21 protein-coding genes and 1 pseudogene are annotated in these 22,561 nt (G+C 35.8%); 3 read left to right on the top strand and 19 right to left on the bottom strand.

What is annotated here, in order from left to right:
- The first annotated feature begins 89 nt into the window (after positions 1–89).
- The 3 genes from BLW28_RS09975 (at position 90) to BLW28_RS09965 (ending at position 1,390) form a co-directional block, all read left to right on the top strand.
- Positions 90–671, top strand: a complete 582-nt coding sequence (locus BLW28_RS09975; protein ID WP_073220038.1) for a 5-formyltetrahydrofolate cyclo-ligase — start codon at positions 90–92, stop codon at positions 669–671.
- A gap of 34 nt (positions 672–705) precedes the next feature.
- Positions 706–987 (top strand): CD225/dispanin family protein, encoded by a 282-nt coding sequence (locus BLW28_RS09970; RefSeq protein ID WP_073219980.1) that lies wholly within the window; start codon positions 706–708, stop codon positions 985–987.
- A gap of 103 nt (positions 988–1,090) precedes the next feature.
- On the top strand, positions 1,091–1,390 hold the full coding sequence (locus BLW28_RS09965) for a DUF2752 domain-containing protein (RefSeq protein ID WP_083540762.1): 300 nt from the start codon (positions 1,091–1,093) through the stop codon (positions 1,388–1,390).
- A gap of 34 nt (positions 1,391–1,424) precedes the next feature.
- Here BLW28_RS09965 and BLW28_RS09960 read toward each other — a convergent pair whose 3' ends face one another.
- From BLW28_RS09960 to BLW28_RS09870, 19 genes and pseudogenes are all read right to left on the bottom strand, one after another.
- Positions 1,425–2,036 carry a lipoprotein signal peptidase gene (locus tag BLW28_RS09960; protein WP_073219977.1) on the bottom strand — a complete coding sequence of 204 codons (612 nt, stop codon included), beginning with the start codon at positions 2,034–2,036 and terminating at the stop codon, positions 1,425–1,427.
- Positions 2,037–2,245: 209 nt separating this feature from the next.
- Positions 2,246–3,442, bottom strand: a pseudogene (locus BLW28_RS09955) (serine hydrolase domain-containing protein).
- A 182-nt stretch (positions 3,443–3,624) separates the two neighbouring features.
- Positions 3,625–4,914 (bottom strand): flexirubin biosynthesis putative acyl-CoA ligase FlxY, encoded by a 1,290-nt coding sequence (locus tag BLW28_RS09950; protein ID WP_073219975.1) that lies wholly within the window; start codon positions 4,912–4,914, stop codon positions 3,625–3,627.
- An 84-nt stretch (positions 4,915–4,998) separates the two neighbouring features.
- The gene (locus BLW28_RS09945) at positions 4,999–6,657 is read right to left on the bottom strand and encodes a C45 family autoproteolytic acyltransferase/hydrolase (RefSeq protein WP_073219972.1); all 1,659 of its coding nucleotides are present in this window, start codon (positions 6,655–6,657) and stop codon (positions 4,999–5,001) included.
- 104 nt (positions 6,658–6,761) lie between these two features.
- Positions 6,762–7,541 carry a cupin-like domain-containing protein gene (locus tag BLW28_RS09940; protein ID WP_317042282.1) on the bottom strand — a complete coding sequence of 260 codons (780 nt, stop codon included), beginning with the start codon at positions 7,539–7,541 and terminating at the stop codon, positions 6,762–6,764.
- Between the two features lie 12 nt (positions 7,542–7,553).
- On the bottom strand, positions 7,554–9,092 hold the full coding sequence (locus BLW28_RS09935; RefSeq protein WP_073219970.1) for a phytoene desaturase family protein: 1,539 nt from the start codon (positions 9,090–9,092) through the stop codon (positions 7,554–7,556).
- Positions 9,089–12,787, bottom strand: coding sequence for an MMPL family transporter (locus tag BLW28_RS09930; protein ID WP_073219966.1), 3,699 nt, complete (start codon positions 12,785–12,787; stop codon positions 9,089–9,091). Before BLW28_RS09930 ends, BLW28_RS09935 begins: the two co-directional genes overlap by 4 nt.
- Positions 12,780–13,973 carry a DUF2062 domain-containing protein gene (locus tag BLW28_RS09925; RefSeq protein ID WP_073219964.1) on the bottom strand — a complete coding sequence of 398 codons (1,194 nt, stop codon included), beginning with the start codon at positions 13,971–13,973 and terminating at the stop codon, positions 12,780–12,782. Before BLW28_RS09925 ends, BLW28_RS09930 begins: the two co-directional genes overlap by 8 nt.
- A 140-nt stretch (positions 13,974–14,113) precedes the next feature.
- On the bottom strand, positions 14,114–14,611 hold the full coding sequence (locus BLW28_RS09920) for a hypothetical protein (protein WP_073219961.1): 498 nt from the start codon (positions 14,609–14,611) through the stop codon (positions 14,114–14,116).
- Positions 14,612–14,695: 84 nt separating this feature from the next.
- Positions 14,696–15,064, bottom strand: a complete 369-nt coding sequence (locus tag BLW28_RS09915) for an ApeI family dehydratase (protein WP_073219958.1) — start codon at positions 15,062–15,064, stop codon at positions 14,696–14,698.
- 4 nt (positions 15,065–15,068) lie between these two features.
- Entirely contained in the window at positions 15,069–15,692 is a 624-nt protein-coding gene (locus tag BLW28_RS09910; protein WP_073219955.1) for a flexirubin biosynthesis protein LolB2, read from the bottom strand.
- Complete coding sequence (locus BLW28_RS09905) at positions 15,670–16,299, bottom strand: flexirubin biosynthesis/transport protein LolA2 (RefSeq protein ID WP_073219953.1); 630 nt, start codon at positions 16,297–16,299, stop codon at positions 15,670–15,672. Before BLW28_RS09905 ends, BLW28_RS09910 begins: the two co-directional genes overlap by 23 nt.
- Positions 16,292–17,068, bottom strand: coding sequence for a polysaccharide deacetylase family protein (locus BLW28_RS09900; RefSeq protein ID WP_073219950.1), 777 nt, complete (start codon positions 17,066–17,068; stop codon positions 16,292–16,294). The genes BLW28_RS09905 and BLW28_RS09900 overlap by 8 nt, the downstream gene beginning before the upstream one ends.
- Complete coding sequence (locus BLW28_RS09895) at positions 17,062–18,126, bottom strand: beta-ketoacyl synthase N-terminal-like domain-containing protein (RefSeq protein WP_073219947.1); 1,065 nt, start codon at positions 18,124–18,126, stop codon at positions 17,062–17,064. Before BLW28_RS09895 ends, BLW28_RS09900 begins: the two co-directional genes overlap by 7 nt.
- Positions 18,126–19,328: a beta-ketoacyl-[acyl-carrier-protein] synthase family protein gene (locus BLW28_RS09890; RefSeq protein WP_073219944.1), complete on the bottom strand. Its 1,203-nt coding sequence runs from the start codon at positions 19,326–19,328 to the stop codon at positions 18,126–18,128. The genes BLW28_RS09895 and BLW28_RS09890 overlap by 1 nt, the downstream gene beginning before the upstream one ends.
- A gap of 84 nt (positions 19,329–19,412) precedes the next feature.
- A complete protein-coding gene (locus tag BLW28_RS09885; RefSeq protein WP_073219941.1) occupies positions 19,413–19,670 on the bottom strand; it encodes a phosphopantetheine-binding protein in 258 nt (85 codons plus the stop codon).
- Complete coding sequence (locus BLW28_RS09880; RefSeq protein WP_073219938.1) at positions 19,667–20,284, bottom strand: 3-oxoacyl-ACP synthase; 618 nt, start codon at positions 20,282–20,284, stop codon at positions 19,667–19,669. Before BLW28_RS09880 ends, BLW28_RS09885 begins: the two co-directional genes overlap by 4 nt.
- Positions 20,285–20,334: 50 nt before the next feature.
- A complete protein-coding gene (locus BLW28_RS09875) occupies positions 20,335–21,402 on the bottom strand; it encodes a class I SAM-dependent methyltransferase (RefSeq protein ID WP_073219935.1) in 1,068 nt (355 codons plus the stop codon).
- Positions 21,403–22,560, bottom strand: a complete 1,158-nt coding sequence (locus tag BLW28_RS09870; RefSeq protein ID WP_073220030.1) for a beta-ketoacyl synthase N-terminal-like domain-containing protein — start codon at positions 22,558–22,560, stop codon at positions 21,403–21,405.
- Between the last annotated feature and the right edge of the window lies 1 nt (position 22,561).

The raw sequence follows: 22,561 nt of genomic DNA, 5'->3' as shown, positions 1-22,561 counted from the left end.
TCCCTTACCGCAATAAGGAAAGACAAACGAACAGATTATCTTTTTTATAAGATCTTAAAATCTTCCTTGAGCTATTAATTTTTATTATGATTGACAAATCCACGTTAAGAAAAAAATACAAAGCATTACGAGAAAATCTAGCCGATGATTCTATAGAAGAACTGAGTCTTAAAATTGCAAATCAAGCTTTAAAACTTGGAATTTGGGATAAAACTTATTACCATCTTTTTCTTTCAATTACGAATAAAAAAGAGGTAGACACAACCTATTTAATGCATATTTTACAAGGAAAAGATAAAAGTATCGTTGTTTCAAAAGTTGATTTTTTAAGTAATGAAATGAAGCATTTTTTATTGCAGGAAAACACTGCTTTAAAAGTTTCAAAATACGGAATTCCCGAGCCTGTTTCAGGAATTGAAATCTCACCAGAGACCGTAGATGTAGTTTTTGTTCCCTTGTTAGTTTTTGATCATAGCGGAAATAGAATTGGGTACGGAAAGGGTTTTTACGACCGTTTTTTACAAAAATGCAACTCAAATGCTGTGTTTATCGGCGTTTCATTCTTTGAACCTGAAGTTGAAATCCCACACGAACCCACTGATATTCCATTACATTACTGCATTACACCCGAAAAAACATTTGATTTTAGACATAACCAATTATTTTTATAAAGTTAAATCATTATCAACCAATTAATTAGAACAAATGCAAACCTCAACCAACCAAAACATTGGAACGCCCCCAGACAACAACTTAGTTTGGGCTATCCTTTGTACCGTTTTATGTTGCATGCCTTTAGGTATTGTAGCTATCATTAAATCAACCAAAGTAAACGAATTATGGGCTCGTGGAGATTACGCTGGAGCTCAAGAGGCCGCTAATGACGCGAAGAAATGGGCTATTTGGGGCGCTATAGCATCAGTTATAATTGGAGTAATCACTGCTATAACAGTAATATTTAGTTTAGGTGGAGCTGTGGCAGGATAGAACTAAGCTTTGGAAAATAGCCCTCATTGCATTACTGCTTGGGGGGTTTATTCTTGTTTATTATTTTATAAATCCCTCAACAAGCTTCTTTATACCCTGTCCTATGTACTATTTCACTGGGTTTTATTGCCCAGGTTGTGGATCACAAAGAGCGATTCATTTGTTATTACACGGCGATATTATTGGAGCTTTTCGGTTTAACCCATTGATGGTTTTAACAATTCCAATTATGGTTTATGGCGTAGGAATTACCGCCGCCAATTGGATATTTGGCACTAGTTATAGACTGCTCCTTTTTTACAGTAAAGTTTTTATTTTCGGTTATTTCGGATTGGCTATTCTATATTGGATACTTCGGAATTTGCCATTTTATCCATTCAATCTTCTTGCGCCTACAGGTTAATTCGATGTAAGTAACAGGATTGAAGTTTATTCAATTATTCAGACTGTTCTTTTTTTGGAAATGCCTTCTTATTAAAGAGTAATAAGAGTCCTACTCCCACGCTAATTGCGGAATCTGCAACATTAAAAACAGGATCGAAAAAGGTAAAATACTCTCCGCCCCAAAATGGAATCCATTCTGGTAACTTACCGCCATACAATGGAAAATACAGCATATCTACTACCTTTCCGTGGAATAAAGTACCGTATCCACCAGCTTCTGGAAACAATGTAGCTACTTGCCTATAGCTGTCGTCAAAAATAATTCCGTAGAAAACTGAATCGATAATATTTCCCATTGCACCTGCGAAAATAAAGGCAATAGAGATAACTAAAATTCGAGGAGCTTGGTTTCTAATTGAATCCCAAAGCCAATAACCTATTCCGCCAATGGCCACAATCCTGAAAAGGGTGAGAATAAGTTTTCCGTGTGTTCCCGGAATTTTAGCACCCCAAGCCATTCCTTCATTTTCGACGAAAAGAATACGGAACCAATCAAAAACCCGAATTTCTTCACCCAACATAAAATGGGTTTTGATGTAGACTTTTGAAATTTGGTCTATCAATAAAATAAGAATAATAATTGCGGATGCTTTTTTTAGGCCCATATTAGTTTTACATGCTACTCCGCTCAACAAAATATTTGATGGAATGTCTGTTTAATTATAATTTAAGAAGCCGAATTGCTTCAACAATTGGTAATTGTTCTAATTCAGCTACTTATTGCGAGCGCAAAAATAGGAATATTATTTGGTTTGTTTTAGCGAAATATTATCTAGGTTATAAAGCGAAAAAACAGCATTATAGCCTCTAAAAGCTAATCCTTTTTAAAGGTAAATTCACCTCCACCTTGTTTCAGCACCATGATTTCTTCTGAAGGATTAAACTCTAAAACTACACCAGCGGCATCAAATTTAAATATGTCTGTTTCAGTTGCCTCCAACGGAAAAGAAGGTTGTCCTGTAGCTTGCCCAATTAAAGTAGTATTTTCCTTCGTAATCGTAATTTTTAATGGAATTTGAGAAGATGAATACACGCCCAAATACTTATCTAAATCTTCAGAAGTAAGTGCAAATGAAGTGAATTCTGGCAATTTGTAAGGTTCATTGAAAACAGCACTTAATACAGCAATTGAAATATCATTGTTACTAAAATTTGTTCCATTTGAAGTTAAAGTATACGAAATGTTCTCATCTTTAAAATGAATTAAAACTGAAGTAAATCCGTCTATACCGCCAGTGTGTCCAAACCCAAGTTTCGTTCCAAATGGAAATTGAAAAAGCCCCATTCCATAATCTTCCTTTAAAGTTTCCATATGCTTTAGGCTTTCTTCCTTAATAACTTTTCCTCCAAACAAAGCGTCACTAAATTTTACAAGATCACTCGGTGTTGAAACTATTCCACCAGCACCCAGCGGTATTGAAGTATCAGTTTCGGGCTCTTGCCTCCAGTTTCCCATCCATCTGTACGATTGACTTTCATTATTGCTTACATCAATTTTACGACCCAAATATGTGTTTTTTAACCCCAATGGTTGGGTAATATATTTTTTAAAAATTTCAGCAAACGGTTTTTTAAAGGTCTTTTCTAGGATATAGGAAAGAAGCACATAATTAGAATTACTATACTCTGATTTACTTCCAGGTTCAAAATCGCTGCCACCTTTTATGATGATATCCATCATTTCTTGTTCAGATTTCGCCTAAGTATTCCAAGTTAAATAATCTTCATTATTTGTAAAGCTATGAATCCCACTTCTATGGTAAAGCAACTGTGCTATGTTTATTTTACTAGCATTGGCTATTGCCGGGAAAAAGGTATCGATAGTCTGTGTAAGTTCTAATTTACCAGCTTCTATAGCTTTTAAAATCATTACGGCAGTAAAGGTTTTGGAGATAGATCCTATTCGGTATTTTGTGTTTACATCTGCATTTATTTCATTTTCAACAGCTGCAAAACCTACTGCTCTTGTGTAAAGAATTTTACCATTTTGTGATACGGCAACGCTGCCCATAAACTTGTCGTTCGCTTCAAGTGCATCAAAATAACTATCCAGTTTATTATTGTTGAAATCTTGAGAGAAGCTCAATTGCGACAAGAGAAGTGCGAATACGAAAAGAATGAAATATTTTTTCATCAGATTAGTTTTTTATGTTGAACAATGAGTCCCGTTTTTTTACAATTTTACAACACGAACTACGAACGTCGATCTATTAAATCAACAGGCTTTCTACTCAATGGTGGAAAACGAAGTGTTTGAATTTCTTCGGAAGTAGCAAATTCTATTTTTGGTGCCACGCGTAATTTTGCTCTAAAATGATCTTTTATATCGAGTAAAAATTCTTCCGACCAATTTCCTGAAGCAATTTTTATCAATATTTCATCGGTTCCCAATTCGTTATGAAATATTTCAATAACATAGTTTTCCACTCCTGAAAAATCATTCAGAATATTGTACATCGCCGGCGGATAAAGCGTTGTCCCCTTGTATTTTATCATTTGCTTTTTTCGACCAACCACGGGGCCTAGGCGCATTGTATTTCTACCACAATTACAAGGATCATTGTACGCTTGAACCATATCACCGGTTTTAAATCGAAGCAGTGGCATTGCCTCAACTCCCAAAGTGGTAATTGTAAGCTCCCCAACTTCACCATCGGCAACAGGTTTATTGCTTTCATTCAAAATTTCAGCAATAATCAACTCTGGGTGATGATGACCGCCAAGGTGATATTCACACTCATTAAAAGCGGTACTCATTTCTGTAGAAGCATAGGTTGAAAACAGTTCAATGTTCCAATCTTTTTTAATTTTTTTCGCCAAAACATTCAACGAAAAATCTTGCTCCCGAATGGGTTCGCCGATGCAAATTGCAGCTTTAAGGCTAGATTTATTTGGGTCGATACCGCGTTGCTGTGCCGATTCTATTAACTTTAAAAGAAATGAAGGTACAGTAATTAAATATGTAGGTTTAAACTTGAGAATGGAATCCCATTGTAGTTCTGGAATTCCAGATCCAACGCGAATGATTCCTGCGCCCAATTTGCGGGCTCCTAAAAAATATGCCAAGCCAGCCATAAACCTGCGATCTATGGTGGTCATTAATTGCAAAACATCTTCCTTTTTAACACCTGCACATTCAAAAGAAATAGCCTCGTTGTATGCCAAGCGATCTAGGTCTTTGTCTGATAGTGCAAACGTCACAGGATCACCCAATGTACCAGAAGTGGTAACGTAATCAATTATTTCGCTTCGTGGAACACAGAAAAAATCGTCATTGAATTGTTGCAGATGATCTTTCGTGGTTACAGGAATTTTATGAAGATCGTCCATCCTAGAAATCGTTGAAATATCAATATTGTTTTCTTGGAAAAAGCGCTGGTAAAACGGAGAGTTTTCTTTCAAATATTGAAGCGTTTCTTTCAATTTTTCTTCTTGAAAGACCTTAATTTCTTCTCTGGATGCTTTTTCTATTTTTGGAATCATATTTCGCTTTTCATCAAGACCTACAAGGAGACCTCGTGCCTCGGCAACACCTTGCAGGTTAATTTCGATAATTATTTAATTCTATTACTTCAGCTTCCGAAGGTATTTCTCAATATTTTTTTTATCGGGAACGGTTGTGATTTCTTTGGTTAAAGCTTTTTCAAAAGCTAGTTTTGCCGCAGCATCATAATTTTTTCCAAAGTAATACTTTCCTGTTAAATAATAAGCCTTCCAATACTCTGGGTTTTTTTGTTGCAAAGCTGAAATCGTTTCAGGAGAAATAGATTCGTTTTCTGAAATCGCTTTTTCAACCTTACGTTCCAAAATTCGATATTCTTCGTAATCTGTGTATTTTTTTGAATGAATAAAAGCGTCTTCAGGGATATTTCCTTGGGTGTTTGAAACTGAAGCAATAGCCGGATTACCATCTCTATTTTTAAAAACTTCATTTAAGTCATACTCCACAAACTCGCCTAACTGATACGGATTTGAAGAAACCCAAACTTTTCCGCTTTCGGGTTTAAAAACAATGCCGTGATGTGCTAAAAGTTGATTTAGTGCTTTTTCATTTCCAAAACCTATTTCCTTGTTATCCAATCCTTTTTTATTCCGAAGGATGGCAACAGCATCAGGAACATTCAGTTTTTCTTCTTCTGCAATCAATTCTTCCATTCTTTCAAAACGGTACATCGAATGGCTTTCCGCAATCCATTTTAGATTTCGAGTATCATTTTTATAGGCTTCACTTTGAAAATGATTGCTACAAATAAGCGCATCGGTATTTTCAACATTGTACACGCCAAAATTATCAGGTGCGACCTCAATTATCGCTGCTTTTTTCTCCTTTGCGCTTCCTATAAAAATAGCTTCGGAAACAAATACTTCACGTTTTTTCGCAATGGTTATAGCCTCATCAATAGTTGAAGCGTATTGGAGAATTTCGCGAGTTACAATTGAAATTGGAGTTTTTGCAACCAGCGGAATTTCAGATTTTCCAGCGTTTATAGTAACCGTTAAACCTTGGTCATTCATTCCTGACACCACACCTATCATTCCGCCCCAAGTAACCGAGATAAACTTGTGCCCTTCGGAAGGGTTTACGAATGCGATTATTTTTTCCTCGGCAAAATCATCACCTGCATAAAAATCGAAGTTTCTGGCAATGAGCAACTCATTATCCTCCGTTTTATCGCCCCAAACTGCGAAAGAAGAGCAGCCAACGAGCATTAAATCCTGCAAGGCGTGACCAATGTCGTGGGCGCCGTGCAAATAGAGTAAGCGTAAATACGGCTCGCCAATTTCACTAAAATTTGAAGCTGAATATTTTGACAGCCCATATATTTCAGCTTTATATTCTTCAGGAATGTGTTGGTACATTTTTCGGTTGTACCACGCCAAAAACTTTCTTAGAAAATATTGCTGCATTTTTGAAGGCACAATTTCTTCTACTTTATTAAAAAAAATGGCCTCTTGCTTTTGCATTACATCTTGGGTAAGACTTCCTGTGATTTCGCCTATTTGCAACGGATTACCTTCAACATAAAGCTCCCATTGACCTTGTTTGTTCTTCAGAAAAAAATTATTCCCAGCTACAAAAGTAGAGTCGTTAATTTTTACTTTTTCGGGAATTGAAGCATCGTAGCCACTAACATCTGGCCGATTTTTTATAGATTTTGATACTCCGCAAGAACTCAGCAGAATTGACAAAACCACAAATGCGAAATATTTTAAAAAATCCTTCATGCTAGTTTTTTCTCATCTTTGAAATACGCTTGTTGGTTCTCGTGTAAGTGAGATTTTCTTTATAATCGATCCATTTTTGTCCGAAGGATTTACGCATTAAATTTTCAAAATGCCGCATAAAAAATCACATTGTACAGCATATTCCCCAACCGGCCAAAATTTCTTGGAAAGGCTCGAAGCGTCATTGAAAACCCACCGTCCAGATATTTTATATAGTGCCAATAACCACTAGGCATATAGAGTGCATCGCCGTGTTTCATTGTGGCTTGTATTCCTTCTAAATATTGAAGCGCAGGGTGTTTTCCAAAGTCTGGATTGTCTAAATCTATGCTTTCTAAGTTGTGTACAGCGAAGGGGATTTTATATAAGTACTTTGTTTGATTTGGAGCGAACAAAGTTACACTTTTGGTGCCTTGGAAATGAAAATGCACCAAATCGGCAAGATCCATATCGTAATGCGGTAACACTTCAGAACCTTCGCCACCAAAGAAAAGGACGGGCAGTCGTTTAAAAAACTTCAAGCCAATATCTGGATATTCAAAATCTTGAAGAAGTTCGGGCAGTTTTACTTTAAGGTCGTAAAAGAATATGCGCAAATCGGTAGGCTTGGTTTTAATAAGCTCAATATAATCTGCCATTTTCATTTCGGTAGCTGGTTCGGCAGAATTTTGTTTCCCTTTGGTAGGTTTGTTGTTGTAAAGTGGTACAATTTGATTGCCCGCATGTTGCTGGATATAATCTAAATTCCATTTTTGAAAAGCCTCCCAGTTTTGTGTTAACCCTTCGATTAAAACAGGTTTCTGTGGTTTATAATATTTTTCAATAAAGTCTTTTTTTGAAATATTTCGGACCCTTTCAACCGGTATTGTTTTGATATGTCCCATTTCTAAAAAACGTTAAGAGGTTTTTTCTTGTTTAGATGCTTCCAATATTTTATTCAATAAATATTCGCCGCCCAATATTTCGGAACACGTTACAACGCCGCTGATGGTAACACCCAAAATGCCGTGCATATTTAAACTTTGCCCTGTGAAATACAAGTTTTTAATTTTGGTTCGAGGCGATACAAAAGATTTTAAAGGATTGTTTGCATCCTTTACATAACCATACATTGAACCTTCGTTACATCCAATATAATCGCGATAAGACAAAGGGGTAGACGAATATACAGCTGCAATGGATTCGCGAAGATTTGGAAACTTCTTCTCTAATTCTTTTATAATTATTTGAGCTTTATAGGCTTTAAATTCCTCATAGGTTTGTCCGCGTTCATTTTTATTTGCTGCAGTATTAAAAGTGTTTATCCACGGTTCCATTTCTTCAAAACGCATATAGGTCATAACCGTAATGTTATCACCATATTCATCACCGCCTTTCTTTATTCCCATGGAAACCATATAAGCTTCAGGCCAACTTTCTTCGGTGTAATTATGTACGTCCCAGATAGAAGTGTAATCTTTAAAATGGTAATAATTATGATTTAAATATTTAAAGCTGTTTGGTTTTAAAACAAGATACAGACTGAATGCTGCAATTGTGCTTTCTATGTTCTCGATACGACTTGTATACGACTTTCTGAAATGGTTTTTACCAATCATATCCAACGTCATTTTAGGATCCACGTTTGATATAAAAATATTGCCCTGTATGGTTTTTCCATTGGCGGTTTTCACCGAAGCAACCAAACCGTTTTCAGTTTCAAACTTAACAACTTCGTGACGTTTAAACGCTTTTCCGCCGTGTTCCCGGAACCTTGCGAGTAAGGCTTTCGTAATCTGGCTCCCTCCATTCACACAGCGATAGGAGCTTTCTATATACGAATTTACCGAAAGCGCATGCATATAAAAAGGAGTTCTGTTACCCTCTCCTGCATAGAGCAAATTACTACCTCCCAAAACAGCTCGCAGCTTTTCGTTTTCGGTAATAGAATCTATAAATTCTTTTGCTCGAACTTCAAAAAGTGATGTGTTTTCATAATAAGGTTTCCCAAGTTTTAAGCCGTATAGCGGGAAAAAGCCACACGTGTCTTGCATTTTTTGGATATATGCATCTAGCGCTTTTTCTTCTTCTGGAAATTCGTTTAGAATTGTCTTTTTAAAGTTTTCGTATCCCTGAGCGTGTTTGTATTCTTTTGGATCATTATCGAAGGTGATTCTGTCAAAACCATCCTCATCCATTTTTTTAAGGGTGATGTCATCCAGAATATCTAAATATTTAAAGTATCGATATAGATTTTGGCCTTCCGAAAGTCCACCAATGTAATGCACTCCCGTATCAAAAATGGTTTTATCGCGCACAAAAGTTTGTAGGTTGCCGCCGAATTGTTGGTTCTTTTCGAGCACACATACGCTATAGCCTTCTTTGGCAAGAATAATAGCCGAAACTAGTCCTCCAAGACCACTACCAACGATTACTACATCATATTTTTCTGTCATTCTGCGTTGTTTCCCGATTTTTTAAAGATACTAATATTCAAATTTTGATATATTCTTTGAAAGCCCAATGTAATAATATTTTCAGTCTCCGCAAGTGAAGCCTGTTTCAACAAAACAATAGTTTGAACAGAAAGATCTGACAATTGGTTCATTATTTCGGCAAGATGTTTTTCTGAAGAAAGAATCAGCATCTCAATATCTGAATTTAATATTTCTGAAACCGAAGCCTTAAAAAAGAGCTTTTCGTACTTATGCGTTATATAACTATTTTGAAGGATTGTTCTACTTTCACTCTCTTCAATTAAACTATAGATTTTCCTATCGGGACTATCGAGGGTTAAAAGGAAATCGAGTTGCCCAAAATCTTCCGAAATATGTGCGATACTTCCTCGTTTTTCTAGTTGACGTATTACTTGGAAGTACACTTCGGCATTTTCTATTAAATCCCTTTTGACGGTTTTATAAATTGAATCGCCTTTATATCGGTATTCTTCCAAAACAATATGATGGAAGTATGTTTCGTCTTCAATTTCATTTCGCAAATTCAAAAACTCATCTCTAAAATAGGCGCCTATTTTCTTTGCTTGTTGCGTATGGTTTGTTCCAAATGACTTGTCTTCTGCTTTTATTCGTGGTAAAATTATAACGGATATACTTCCATCTTTAATGATGAAACTGCCCTTTGGGTTTACTTCGCTATTCCCGTGAATTAGCACTGGAAGAATATCCAGATTGAATTGATTTGCCAAGTAAAACGCGCCTTTGTGGAAACGCTTTATTTTATTGGTGTGACTCCGGGTTCCTTCAGGAAAAGCCATTAAAGAATACCCTTGTTCAATTTTCTTTTGAAGCGGTTCCAAGCTGTTTTCAATTCCGCTAGAAACAGGATAGAAATCTGCTTTTTGCACCGCTTTCCCGAAAATTGGCGAATTATACACCCAGTCGTTCACCAAAAAGCAAATTTTTGGATGTAACATACCAACGGCAACAATATCAAGGAATGAAGTATGATTTGCAATTATTACCGCCGGTTTCGAGAAGTGTTCCCCTGCCCTATTTATGACTTTTTTCTTGACAAACGGATTGGTATAAAGCACCGATTTAAAGAATTTTGCAATTACGATATGAAACCATCCCATCTTCATTTTCTTACTAAACGGCAAAATTGGCATAAGTGTAACGCTGTAAATAGACAGGCAGATTCCGCCAAGCCCAAAATAGCTGAATGACAATACAGAATGTACAAACATTCTCGGGGTTATGGGGCGTTTTTTTGAACTCCCGATAAATAATTTAAAAAGCAATGGTTGCACTGTAAAAGCCGTAAACATTGCTGAAAATATTCCGATTATCGAAACTATAGAAATTGAATATAAAGCGGGATGTTTCGCAAAAACCAAAACGCCAACACCTAATATTGTGGTTAATACCGAAAGCATTATCGATGTTTTATTTGTCACCATTACCTTTTCGCCAGTGCGAAGTTCTTTGAGCAATCCTTTGGTCATAAAAATGCTGTAATCGATACCCAAGCCAAAGATGAAGGTGGAAATAATTATATTGAATATATTAAATTGAATATTGAAAAGTCCCATTATTCCTAGCGTTAAAAACCAGGTTAAAAATATGGGCGTTGCAGTAACGATAGTGAGCGAAAGACTTCTGAAGAAAAGAAACAGTATCAATAAAACCGCTAACAAACAATAACCAATGAGACTATTGAAATCGTTTTTGAGATTTCCCAAAAAGGTTTCGTTCATTTCCTGTCGGTCAATAACTAGGGTGTTGGGAGTTTCATTAAAGATGTTTTTTATGCCTAAATCATTTTCGTCATTGAGTTTTACAAGGGTTGTAATTGTAGTAAAATCGGCTTCAGTTTTAATGTAGTCTTCTAAAATTACAGAAGGAATCTGCTGATAATCTTCTGGTTTCAAAGTTTGGAAATCTGTATTCAGAAAAGCATAAAACCTATTAAAAGTTGACGGTTTAAAGCCTAATTGCTCGCCACTTCTAATCAAATTATTTTCGGTGCTGTCTTTTCGAGATTTGCTCCAGAATTGTTGCCACTCGGCAATTTTATCTCGTTGGTCGCGCTGTGATTGCACTAAAGCTCCAATAGAACTAAAACTGCTTATTTTTCCTTCTTCTTCAAGAAGTTCTAAGGTTTTGTAAATGGAATCATTGAGTTGAAGCGTGCTTTCAACAGATTTGCCATACGTTGCCAAATAGACAGATTTTGAAGAAATATCGGTCAATTCATCCAAATGTTGCATCGCTGCTTTTATTTCCTCTGACTCGTAATTCAGTTTTGAAATATCTTTGTTGAATTCAACTTTATTAAAAGTGAAGAAACTGACGATTAAGGCAGCTCCCAGCCCGATAAGCAACCATTTATTTTTATGAAAAGGATAATCTGCTACTCTATCCAGAACATTAATTTGTTGTTTTGGTGAAAGCGGATTTTTATACACTAAAGGGATAAACAGCAGTGCAAAAACCGAAGCTCCCAAAACACTTATAGCGGCAAAAACACCTAAGTCCTGCAAGGCTTGAGAGTCTAAAAACAGAAGACATAAAAATGCGAGGGCCGTAGTTAAGCTGCTCATTAAAATTGGTTCTGCAACATCTTTATATAGACTTTCAACCGTTTCGTTGTTTCGGATGTGCGTTAAAATATGAAGCGAATAATCTAAGGTTACACCCAATAAAACAGAACCAATTCCGAGTGATATAGCCGAAATATTATCTCGTAATAAATATAATAATGAAACTGCTAATAGCCCTCCAAAAAGTGTAGGAACAAAAAGGATTATAGGCACATATACCTTACGGTAGAAAAGCATGAAAACTAAAATAAGCACGGTAAACGCAATGCCTACGGTAAATTGAATATCACTTTTTATCTGTTGTGCATTGGCGACTGCAATTAAGGCTGCACCAAAATATTCGCTCTTTACTTGCCCCGAATATTTTTGATTTAAGGTGTTTTGTAGCGAGTACAAATCTTCAGCAAACTTGCTGTTTTCAGAAGTCTCACTACTCGCGAATTTTGGAGTGATAAAAAGTAGCAGGTTATTTTCATCCTTACTTACTAGAAAGCCATCTTTCAAAACAAATTCGTCTGCAACACCGAGCTGTCTCAGTTTCTTTAAAGCGATAAAAGAAAGCCCGAGCGGATCTTTGAGAATAACATCTTTTGAAACAATTCCAGAAGGCGAAATAAGGGTTTTGTAATTCGCTTCGGTTAACGCGGAAACACTATCTTTTTCAAGCTTATTGGCGATAGTTTTATAATCTGCTTTATCTAAAAACAACGGCAGATTTTCATAAACAAAATCCATTGTTCTAAGTAAATCGTCATCATCTACTTTTCCGCGGATATTCTTGATGTATTGTGATGAATGAGTCTCAAGACTGTCGATAAACTCAGTTGCATATTGCGTAAGTTCGGTAACATCAACAGAATCATTCCTTCGAATCGTAACAATAATTTTATCGGTAAAATTGACTGTTTTAAGTACTTTTTGAAGGTTCTGCGACTCGCCATTTATAGGAATTAACTTTGAAATGTCTTCTTCAAAACGGGTTTTGGTAACAAGAAACACCAATCCCGAGAGCAACAAAAGAAAGACAAGTGCCGTCCCGATTTTATTCTTCTGAAGAAATTGATGTGTTTTATAAAACCATTTACCCATTGTTGAAAATCTTTTTACGTTCAAACAACGTTAAGATTAAGTAGCCCGAAAGTCCGCAAATAATCGCTGCAGAAACAGAAAGCGCCAAACTGCCAACAATATAAGATTTTAAATATTTCACTAGCTCTAAACTTGGATCTATTTCGTTCATTGAAAGCACGAAGTTTTCGCCTAAAATCCAACCTCCTAATTTTAAACTGAAATAGAGTATAAAAGGTATAAATGGAGGCAAACTAACATTTGAAAAAGCGAAAGCAATGACTTTATTCAACCTGAAAAGTAGTGCCATAAAAATTACAGAAACCGTATGAAAACCCCAAATTGGAGACAAGCCGATAAATACTCCAAGAGCGATTGAAAATGCTTTTTTTTCAGCAGAATCGTTGCTGTGAAGCAGATCTTCCTTTAAAAACCTTTTAAGTCCTTTTTTTTTTAGTTTTCTGAAAAGGTTTCTGGGTTTTATATAGAGAAATGTGATAATAACTAACCAAGTATTCAAGATACTTATTCGGGTGAAATCTTTAAAAGGCCGGAAATGTGACACTCTGTTTTCCAATTCGTAATGAATTTTAATTGGAATATTTTTCACTTCGATTTCGCTCCAAGCTGCTTTTACGATGGCTTCAATTTCAAATTCAAATTTATTGGTGTAAAAGCGCAAATTTTTCATTGCTGCAATTGGATATAACCTGAAGCCCGATTGGGTATCCTGCAAACGCGTTCCTGTTTCAACCCAAAACCAAAAGTTTGAAAATTTATTTCCAAAGCTGCTTTTTTTCGGGACTCCTTCTTGTCCCATATTTCGCGCGCCAATAAGAAGGAGTTTTTTATTTTCGCTGGTTTCTAACGCTTCAATAAAAACTGGAATATCTTCTGGAAAGTGCTGCCCATCGCTGTCTATTGTAATGGCGTAATCATAGCCTAAACTTTCAGCGTGTTTAAATCCCTGACGGAGTGCGTTGCCCTTTCCTTTATTTTTTGAAATGTGAATTTGCTGTATTTGCGGAAACTGCAATAAAATTTCTGAAGTGGAATCCGAAGAGCCATCATTAACAACGATAACATTTTTAGTATAAACCAAAACACCTTCAATAACCTGTCGCAACGTTTTGTGATTATTGTAAGTAGGAATAATCACACAACACTTCAGGATTTCGAAGTTTTCTGAAAGTAGATTTTGGTTCATGTGGAGGCTTTACACTCAGCATTCATTTGCGTCGCTGTGGTTAAATTTACACCGCAGCGGCATCGAGTACGCAAAGCAAATATAGGGTTTCGGAATTAAATTAGAATTGAAGAATTAGAATTGTTTAATTAAGGTGGAAATCATAGTAATTCTAATTTTTCAAGGTCCGAAAACGCTTCAGACTTCAATGCAAACTCTTTAATAATGCCTTTCAATTCTTTTGAAGAGGTAGTTTCATAATTCTTCAAAATAAAGCCTTTATCTGCTTCAATATCCTTATTATACTTTAAAATTTTTGGCGCGTTTTCTTGAACCGAAAGGCGGATATAACGGATTTCAATATTTTGAGGATTGGCTTTTACAGCAGATTCGAGTAATGAAACCCCCTCCTTGAAAAACTCTTTTTTAATCTTTCTATCTTTTGCAAATTTTGCTTTCAGTGTTAAAATTGATCCCTTGTAAGCCAGCAAAACTGGGGTACTTGAGGAATTTATGTTTGAAAGTTCTTTGTCGAGTTTAGAAGAAACCTCATCGCTTTTTACAGCTTCTGGATATTGCGAACGTATCTTACTTAAATCCTGCGAAGTAGCGAGGACTGAAACAAAAAGTGCAAGGATAATTAATAATTTCTTCTTCATATTTGTTGCAAGTCAAAACCCCAAAGGTCTTCCTCCTACGCTGAAAAAGCTTCGGCGGACAGGCTGAGACCTTTGGGGTTTAATTTAATCAATTACTTTAAAAGTTGCACTTAGTTTCAGCGCAACGGTGTCGTCAAAAGATGTTGTGTTCTTCACTTTTACTTCACCCTTTTCTTCTGTGATATCAATAGCTAGCTGCAAATCTGGATTTTTTTCAGGATTAATGATCGCCATAAATTTTATGTTAGATGAAACTGCTAAAAACAAATCCTTTCCAGTGGCTTCCTCAGTGAGTTCCTTAATCATTTGAATCATACAAACACCTGGCATTACTGGGTTTCCAGGAAAGTGGCCTTTAAAAATTTCGTGATCCTTGTGCAAATGTACTTTCGCCAAAATACCTTTTTCGGTGTTTTCGTTTGCGATAACTTCATATAATCCTTCTATGAGCATATTATCATTTTTTGAATTTTTCCAAGTCTATTCTTAACTTGATATTGTTGTGTTTAATGCTGATGATGTCTGCAATATTTTCTTCGATTGCTGTATAGGCAATTTCAACCTTTTCTTTGGTTTTTGAGGTATTGACAATTTTAGACAGCTTTTCAGTTTCTTTATCTAAAAAGTAAAAATTATATCTTTTATCAGACTTGGTTTTAAATACGCTCTGATTGTCAGACTCATAAGCCATTAAAACATTCGCTTTTTCATTTATCAATAACTTAAAATCATCTCTTAAGATATTGATAATAAACTTTCTGTCTAAATCTTCAACCACGAAGTTCTTCGTAAAATCATCTCCTTCGAACTTAAAATCGAATAATTTACTTCCAAATTCAGTAGTAAAAACAACTCTGTGGGTTTTAATTCCCGTTTTTTTTATGATAAGAATTCCGCCAAAGTTTTTATTGTAAACTTCAATTTTTGCCTTGTAAACATAGTCAATTTCAGGGTTTGAGAAATAAGGGTTTTCAACTTCAACCTTAATGAAATCGACCTGCCTTAGACCTTCTGTAGTCTTTAAAGCGCAAGAAGTTAGAAAAACAATTGAGAGAGCACTAATTATTAAAAACCGAATCATTAATTGTGCTGTTTAAAATTCGATTGGTAAAAATTATTCTTGTAAAATCTTGCGACGGCTCCACCATTTTAACCTCATAAACTTGTGCGTCATCTTTGTTAAAAAGCAGTTCAAAAGATGCTATGTACTTCGCTATTTTCGGGTCTTTCGGAACAAAAACCGCTTTGTTATATTTTGAAGATTTGTAAAAAGAAACCGTAAAATCGGCATCGTTAAACATATTCCCCTTCACGCTATTTACAATTAATTGATTTAGCTTTTTGAAGAGTTCACTGTTACCGATATCGACCTTGCTTTTTGTTCCTCCGTCGTTAATAAGCAATTTGTCTTCCTTGAAAATCACACTGTATTGGTACGGATTGGTATATTCCCATTTTACCAGATTTGGTGCTTTAACGACCATTTTGCCTGATGTTTTTACATCTTCTGACAAAAAATCTAAATGTTTATACTGTACAAAATCTGATTTAATGGTTTGAGTGGCTTTTGCTGAAGTGATCACTTTTTCTTTAAAAGTAGCAGTTTCGGAAGCATGCATTACGGCATCCTGAGCTTGGATTGAGCTCCCAATGAAAACAAGAAATAACAATAAGAAGTAATTACGCATAAGCTTCAATTTCGAGCAAACGATCTACGGGAACCGACTGCAATTTGTGCGGAGTTAAAGTTAACAATAACTGTTCCAATACAGCAACGGATTTATCACTGCTGTCGTGGAGTAGAATAATATCACCTCTTTTTAATTCAGAAGTTATGCGTTTTAAAATTTTTTCACCAGAAAGGTTTGTCGTGTCTAGGCTACGTTTACTCCAGCCGATTGAAAAATGTCTTGTACTCTTCAATGCCTTTTTAATATTTGGGTTGGTTACTCCAAAAGGCGGACGAAACATTTTGATTTCTTTTCCTGTAATTTGTTTTAAAATTGAATTGGTTTGCTTCAACTCATCAGTAACTTTTTGAGAAGAAAAAAAACCAAAATTATTGGTGTGAGAATATGAGTGATTCCCGATTGTGTGACCTTCTGCAATAATCTGTTGTACTAGGTTTGGGTGTTTTTCGGCTTTTTTACCAATTAAAAAGAAGGTGGCTTTTGCGTTGTGATCGTTGAGAAGTGATAAAACTTTAGGCGTAAATTCTGGATTTGGACCGTCGTCAAAAGTTATTGATATGTAATTTCCTGATGTTTTATAATTGTGGTTAAAAGACTGAAGGTGATAATTTAACCTAATTTGAAAAGAGCCGATAGCGGTAATTACAATCCAAATAATTATAAAGACCACATATAGCCAAACTGGAACATTTCCCAAAAAACCTGTAAGTAGTAATCCGCAAAAAACCACTAATGCCAAGGCGTTTATGGTGTAGAATTTCAACATTTTTTCAGAAGTACAAAGCTGTGATTTTGACCGCGATATTGGTTATAACACAAAATGGTTTTTATCTCTGAAAGATTAGTATCGTTAATTTTTACAATTTCAGGAATTGTTTGTGTTTTTAACATTTTAGAGGCTAACCAAACTCCAAATGCGGAGACTGTATTGTTTTCTCCAACCAAATGTTTGTAATAAACTTGTTGGGTGTTTTTAAAAATAGCGTCGGAAAGTTGATTGTAAAAACCATCAAAATCCACATCGCCATTATTTCCTAAAACCACTAAATCTATATCTGCTAATTGTACGTTGTTTTGCTGCAAAAAGCTTTCAATTGTTTCAGAAACTTTTTCTTTTTGAAGCGTGTTAAATGTCTCAACGGCGATTAGTTCTGCATAACAATTTTGAAGTTTTTCATTTGAAACCACAAAGAAATTAGCACCTTCACTAAAAACAGCTCCTTGTGTGTTTGATTTTAACATTTCTGAAAGTGAAACGGAAGTTGGTTTTATATGGTTAATAGCCTTGTGGACTTTTGTGGTATGTTCGCCCAATTCCTCGACCCCTCCTACTAAAATATTTTTGGCCTCATCATTTTCTAACTGCATTTTAGCGTCTAGCAGCGCCGATTCAAACGAAATTGCGGAATGTACGTAAGTAAAGTTGTAAGCCTTGCACTCCATCCCTAAAGCTATTTGCCCTGCAACTGTGTTGTGTGTACTTTGAATAAAAGAAGTAGGCGTTAAATATTGTTCGTTATTATCAATAATCGCACTTACGAACTTTTCAGAATCTATCATACAGCCCATCCCCGTTCCGGTGATAATAGCGTCTACGGTTTCGATTTTGGCTTCATCCATAGCTATTTTGGAAGCTACTACGCCCATTTTTATGCCTTTTGCCATTCTTCGCGCTGCGGCTGGTGCAATATATTGTTTATAGTCTGGGTCATGAGCAAAAATAACAGGCTCACTATATTCTATTATTGTATCTAAGAATTCAGTATTCTCAAAGGTTTTCTGTGACGAAATTGAAGCCATACTATTTATGTAAACCCTTTTCATTATGCTTCTTTTGAAAATATTACGGTTGAGCAATTTCCACCAAACCCAAGTGAATTTGAAAGCACAGTTTTCAATTCCTTTTTCTTTAATTTTGTTTGCGGTATCATCGAAAATTCCTTCATCGGTGTTTTAAAATTCAGATTTGGGAAAATTACATTGTGCTGTAAGGCTAAAATTGAATAGACCGCCTCAATCGCTCCTGCAGCTGCCAAAGTGTGACCTGTGTATGCCTTTGTGGAACTAAATTCTGGCATTTCATTACCAAATATTCGAAGTATTGCCCTTCCTTCTGAAAGGTCGTTATTGCCAGTAGCTGTTCCGTGGACGTTTATGTAATCTATATCAGAAGGTTTTAAATTAGCAACCTTCAAGGCTTTTTCCATTGCCAATGTTGCACCATCACCATTCTCTGAGGAAGCTGTTTGATGAAAAGCATCGTTTGCATTTCCATAGCCTTTTACGTAGGCAAGTACTTTTTTGTTTTCAGCTTTTACTACCTTATCACTTTCTAGAACAAGATATGCTGCAGCTTCACCAAGGTTTAATCCCTTTCTATTTTCGTCAAAAGGTGTGTTATAGGTATCGCTTAAAATCATCAAGGTTTTAAACCCGTTGATGGTGAATTTTGAAAGGCAATCGGCTCCACCCACCACTACTCTATCGAGCTTTCCTGATTTAATTAGTCGCGCACCCAACATGATTGCATTGGCTGCCGAAGAACAAGCGGTGCTTATGGTAGTTACTAAACTTTCTTCTATGCCCAACTGTTCGGCAATTTTTTGAGTAGAATCGCCAGCGTGGTGACTTTCTATATATTTTTGAGGTTCTTTTTCGGTAAGATATTCGTAGTAATATTTCTCGGTCATATCCATTCCACCAACACTAGTCCCGGAAACAATTCCTGTTTTATACTTTTTAATATTGGTAATGTGCGCGCTATTTATGGCTTCTTTTGCCGCAATAACCCCTAGCATCGCAGTACGGGAATAGTTGTTTTCTGGCGGAAGATTTAGTTGCGCGATTAATTCGGCATTAATGTGCTTTATTTCACCAACCATTATTTCATCCCGCTGAATAGTTTCAATATTATCTACCCGAGTAATTCCTTTCTTTTCGTTTATGAGCGCATCATAGTTTTCGGCCACATTGTTTCCAATGGCAGAAATAATACCCATTCCGGTTATGGCTACGCCTTTGTTCATATTACATTTGGGAGTAAGACATACAAGGAGATTTTCTTTTTATGTTCCGCAAAAAGAAAATGACACCTTGCAGGTCGATAAAAATTACTTCGTGCGATGTTCTTCAATATAACTCGCCATTACTTCTACAGATTCAAAAATTTTACGTCCTTCTTTTGGGTCGCTTAAACGAATACCGTAATCTTTGTCGAGCATTACGATAAGCTCCAATGCATCAATAGAATCTAGGCCAAGACCATCGCCAAAAAGTGGGTCGTCGTCAGCAATTTCTGCTACTGAAACGTCTTCAAGATTTAGTTGTTCTATTATTTTTGCCTTTAGTTCTTCTTTTAATTCGCTCATAATATTTTATATAATCTAATTATTTCTTCCGTGTTATGTTCAATCTCGCCATTGCTTTCAACTAAATAAAGAAAAGCTTCGTAAATATTTTCTTCTATATCGACCCATCCGCACAATACTTTTTCGGATTTTTCACTTCGCAATAAACTGTTGGCATACAGTTGTAAATGCTCGGGATTGAAGCGGTCAAAGATAAAAAAACTATTCTCAGAATAAAGTTTGTGTTTAATACTTATCTCACCCAAACAAATATTTGGCAAGGTGTAGACAAAAATGGCCGGACTGGGGAAATATTCGGCATCGTTTTTAATAGTGGCTTGATGCTTTCGATCTGTATCGAGACTAGATGCTTTGTTTGAAAATATAAGGGCTATATTGTTTTCATCTTCATTTAAATCTTCTTGTTTCAGCAAAACGTCGGCTGCTAAAAATGCCAATTTACTAAGATTATCCATTTTAAAAAACTTGGAATAACCTGTGTCTAAAAACTTATAAGCAGCTTTTATAAATGTTGTGAAGTCTTCGGAATCATCCGTAAAAAGCACATTACCATTGACTGAAACAGTTTGGTTTTTAATGTGGGAATAGCTACTTATTTTAAACTCTTTATTCAAAATCGATTATAAAATTGAAATTCTTTATAAATCTGATACGCGGGTAATCGTTATTTCTTTTTACAAACCAACATGGTGTGATAATCGCCTAATTGGACGTCTTTGTTCAATTCCAAACCAGCTTTATCGATAAGTTTAAGAAAAACACTGGCAGGGTACATTTTACTGTTTCCGTTGGCTAAGACTGTAAAATATAGCGATGTTGCCTCTAAAATAAACTGAGAAGCCTTAAAGGCCTGTCTATCGGTAAAGGTTTCGACTATAATCAATTCGGCATTTTCGTCCATAGATTCTGCACACGTGGTCAAAACCTTCAAAATCTCTTCTTCAGAAAAACAGTCTAAAAATTGGCACATCCAAATAACATCTGCACCCTCTGGAATTGTTGGATTTTCGGAAAGCCAATTTATTGGATATGCTTTAATTCTATTTTTAAAACCGTTTTGATCTGCATTTTCCAATGCCATTTTAAGTTGACCAGGCAAATCGATTATGGTCACATTTACATCTTCATTAAAACTACAGGCTTTTATAGAAAACTTCCCTGTGTTGCCACCAATATCAAAAAGTGTTTTCGGTCTGTTTTTAAAAATGTGTTCAAGTGCTTCGTCAAAAATATCATCGGAATAATGATGGTCGAAGTCGAACCAAGCTTTTTGTTCGTCTGGTTTTAATTGCGAAAGACCTTCATAAATAGTAGACCATTGGCCTAGTTCTTTTAGGCCTTCTGGTTTTCCATTTTTAATGGAGTCGTTTAAATGAAACAGCCCTTTATAACATACATCGTGTGTAAAATTAAGGTTTACGCTTGCGGTTTTATTGTAATTTAGAAAATAGCCAACCTTAGTTAGTTCATATTTTTCAGCTTCGCTTTTGCTCACAATATTTGAGGTCTGCGCAATTTCCAATAAAACTCCAACGCCGTATTCACTCACTGAAAGTGCTTTGGAAATTTCTGCGACAGTTGGCCCGCCATTATCGCGATTATCGAAAATATAATCGAGGATACCGAGTCTACGGAGCGCTACCGAAGCCTGAAAAACAAAGGGCGCAAAAGCAATTCGATGCGCTTCCTCCAGAGCTTCAATGGCGTTTATATTTTTGGTTATTTTTTGCATTTATTTTAGGTTAGTTGTTTGTTTTTTAAAAATAACCGCCGAGTTACAGCCTCCAAAACCTGAAGCAGTTTTTAAAAAAATATGAAGTTTTTTCGACTCATTTTCTTTAATAACATTAATTTCTTTTGAGACACCAAGGTCGGAAAATCCTTTTGAATAAAATAAAACATTTCGTTCCATAAAATGCATTCCCACAATGGTTTCCAAAAGTCCTGAAGCGCCCAAAGTATGCCCAAAATATCCTTTTAAACTATTGAGTGGAACTTTTTCCATCCCCAATCGATTAAAGGCTATCGCTTCCATTTCATCATTAAACAAGGTGGCAGTGCCATGGGCAGAAATATAATCGATTTGTGAGGCAGTTAAATTTGCTTCATTTAAAGCAGCTTTTATACTTCTATAAAGACCTTCCCCAGTTCGGGATGGGCCCGAAATATGATTTGCATCATTACAGGTTGAATCACCTAGAATTTCTATAGCTTCAGTTGATAGTTTATTTTCTTCTGAAGTAACCAAAACGCTCGCCGCCACTTCTCCCAGGTTAATTCCTACTCGGTTTTTGTCATACGGTTTGCAAGGTTCATCAGATAGTGCTTGGAAAGAGTTAAAACCAGAAAGAATAAATTTTGAAACCAAATCGCCACTAGTAATAAAAACGTGATCGTATTTTCCTTCCGAAATAAACCGCTTTGCTACAGAGATTGCTAAAACACCAGAAATACAAGCGTTTGAAAGTACAATGGCTTCATTTTTAAAACCGAAAAAGTTTTGAATTGTTTTGCCTAATTCACTTAAGTAAGCGCGACTTTCGGGGAAACCGCTATTCTTTTCAAGCACATCTATATTTCCTTTTGTGGTAGAGATAATAAGCCCAACTTTTTCATTTAAAGAAATATTTGAAGCTTTAACAACCTCATTCAACGAAGCAATCAGCATCTTCTCTAACTTGGTGAACTTTGAAGCGCCTGCAATTTTGTTGAACTGTTCGTTTACTGTTTCGGAAGAAACCCGTGAAGCGCAAAATGGAACGGGCAAAAGTGAAGTGTCTTCGTATTTTTTAAGCCCTGTTTTCCCTTGTAACATATTTTCAATTACCGTTTCGCTATCAAGGCCTAGGCTGCTGAAAATATTATTATATGAAAGGAAGGTTTTAGTCATT

Source organism: Aequorivita viscosa (assembly GCF_900106795.1).
In the GTDB taxonomy this organism is placed as follows: domain Bacteria; phylum Bacteroidota; class Bacteroidia; order Flavobacteriales; family Flavobacteriaceae; genus Aequorivita; species Aequorivita viscosa.
Note: the sequence above shows the minus strand (reverse complement) of the source record. Positions and strands in the feature narration are given on the sequence as shown.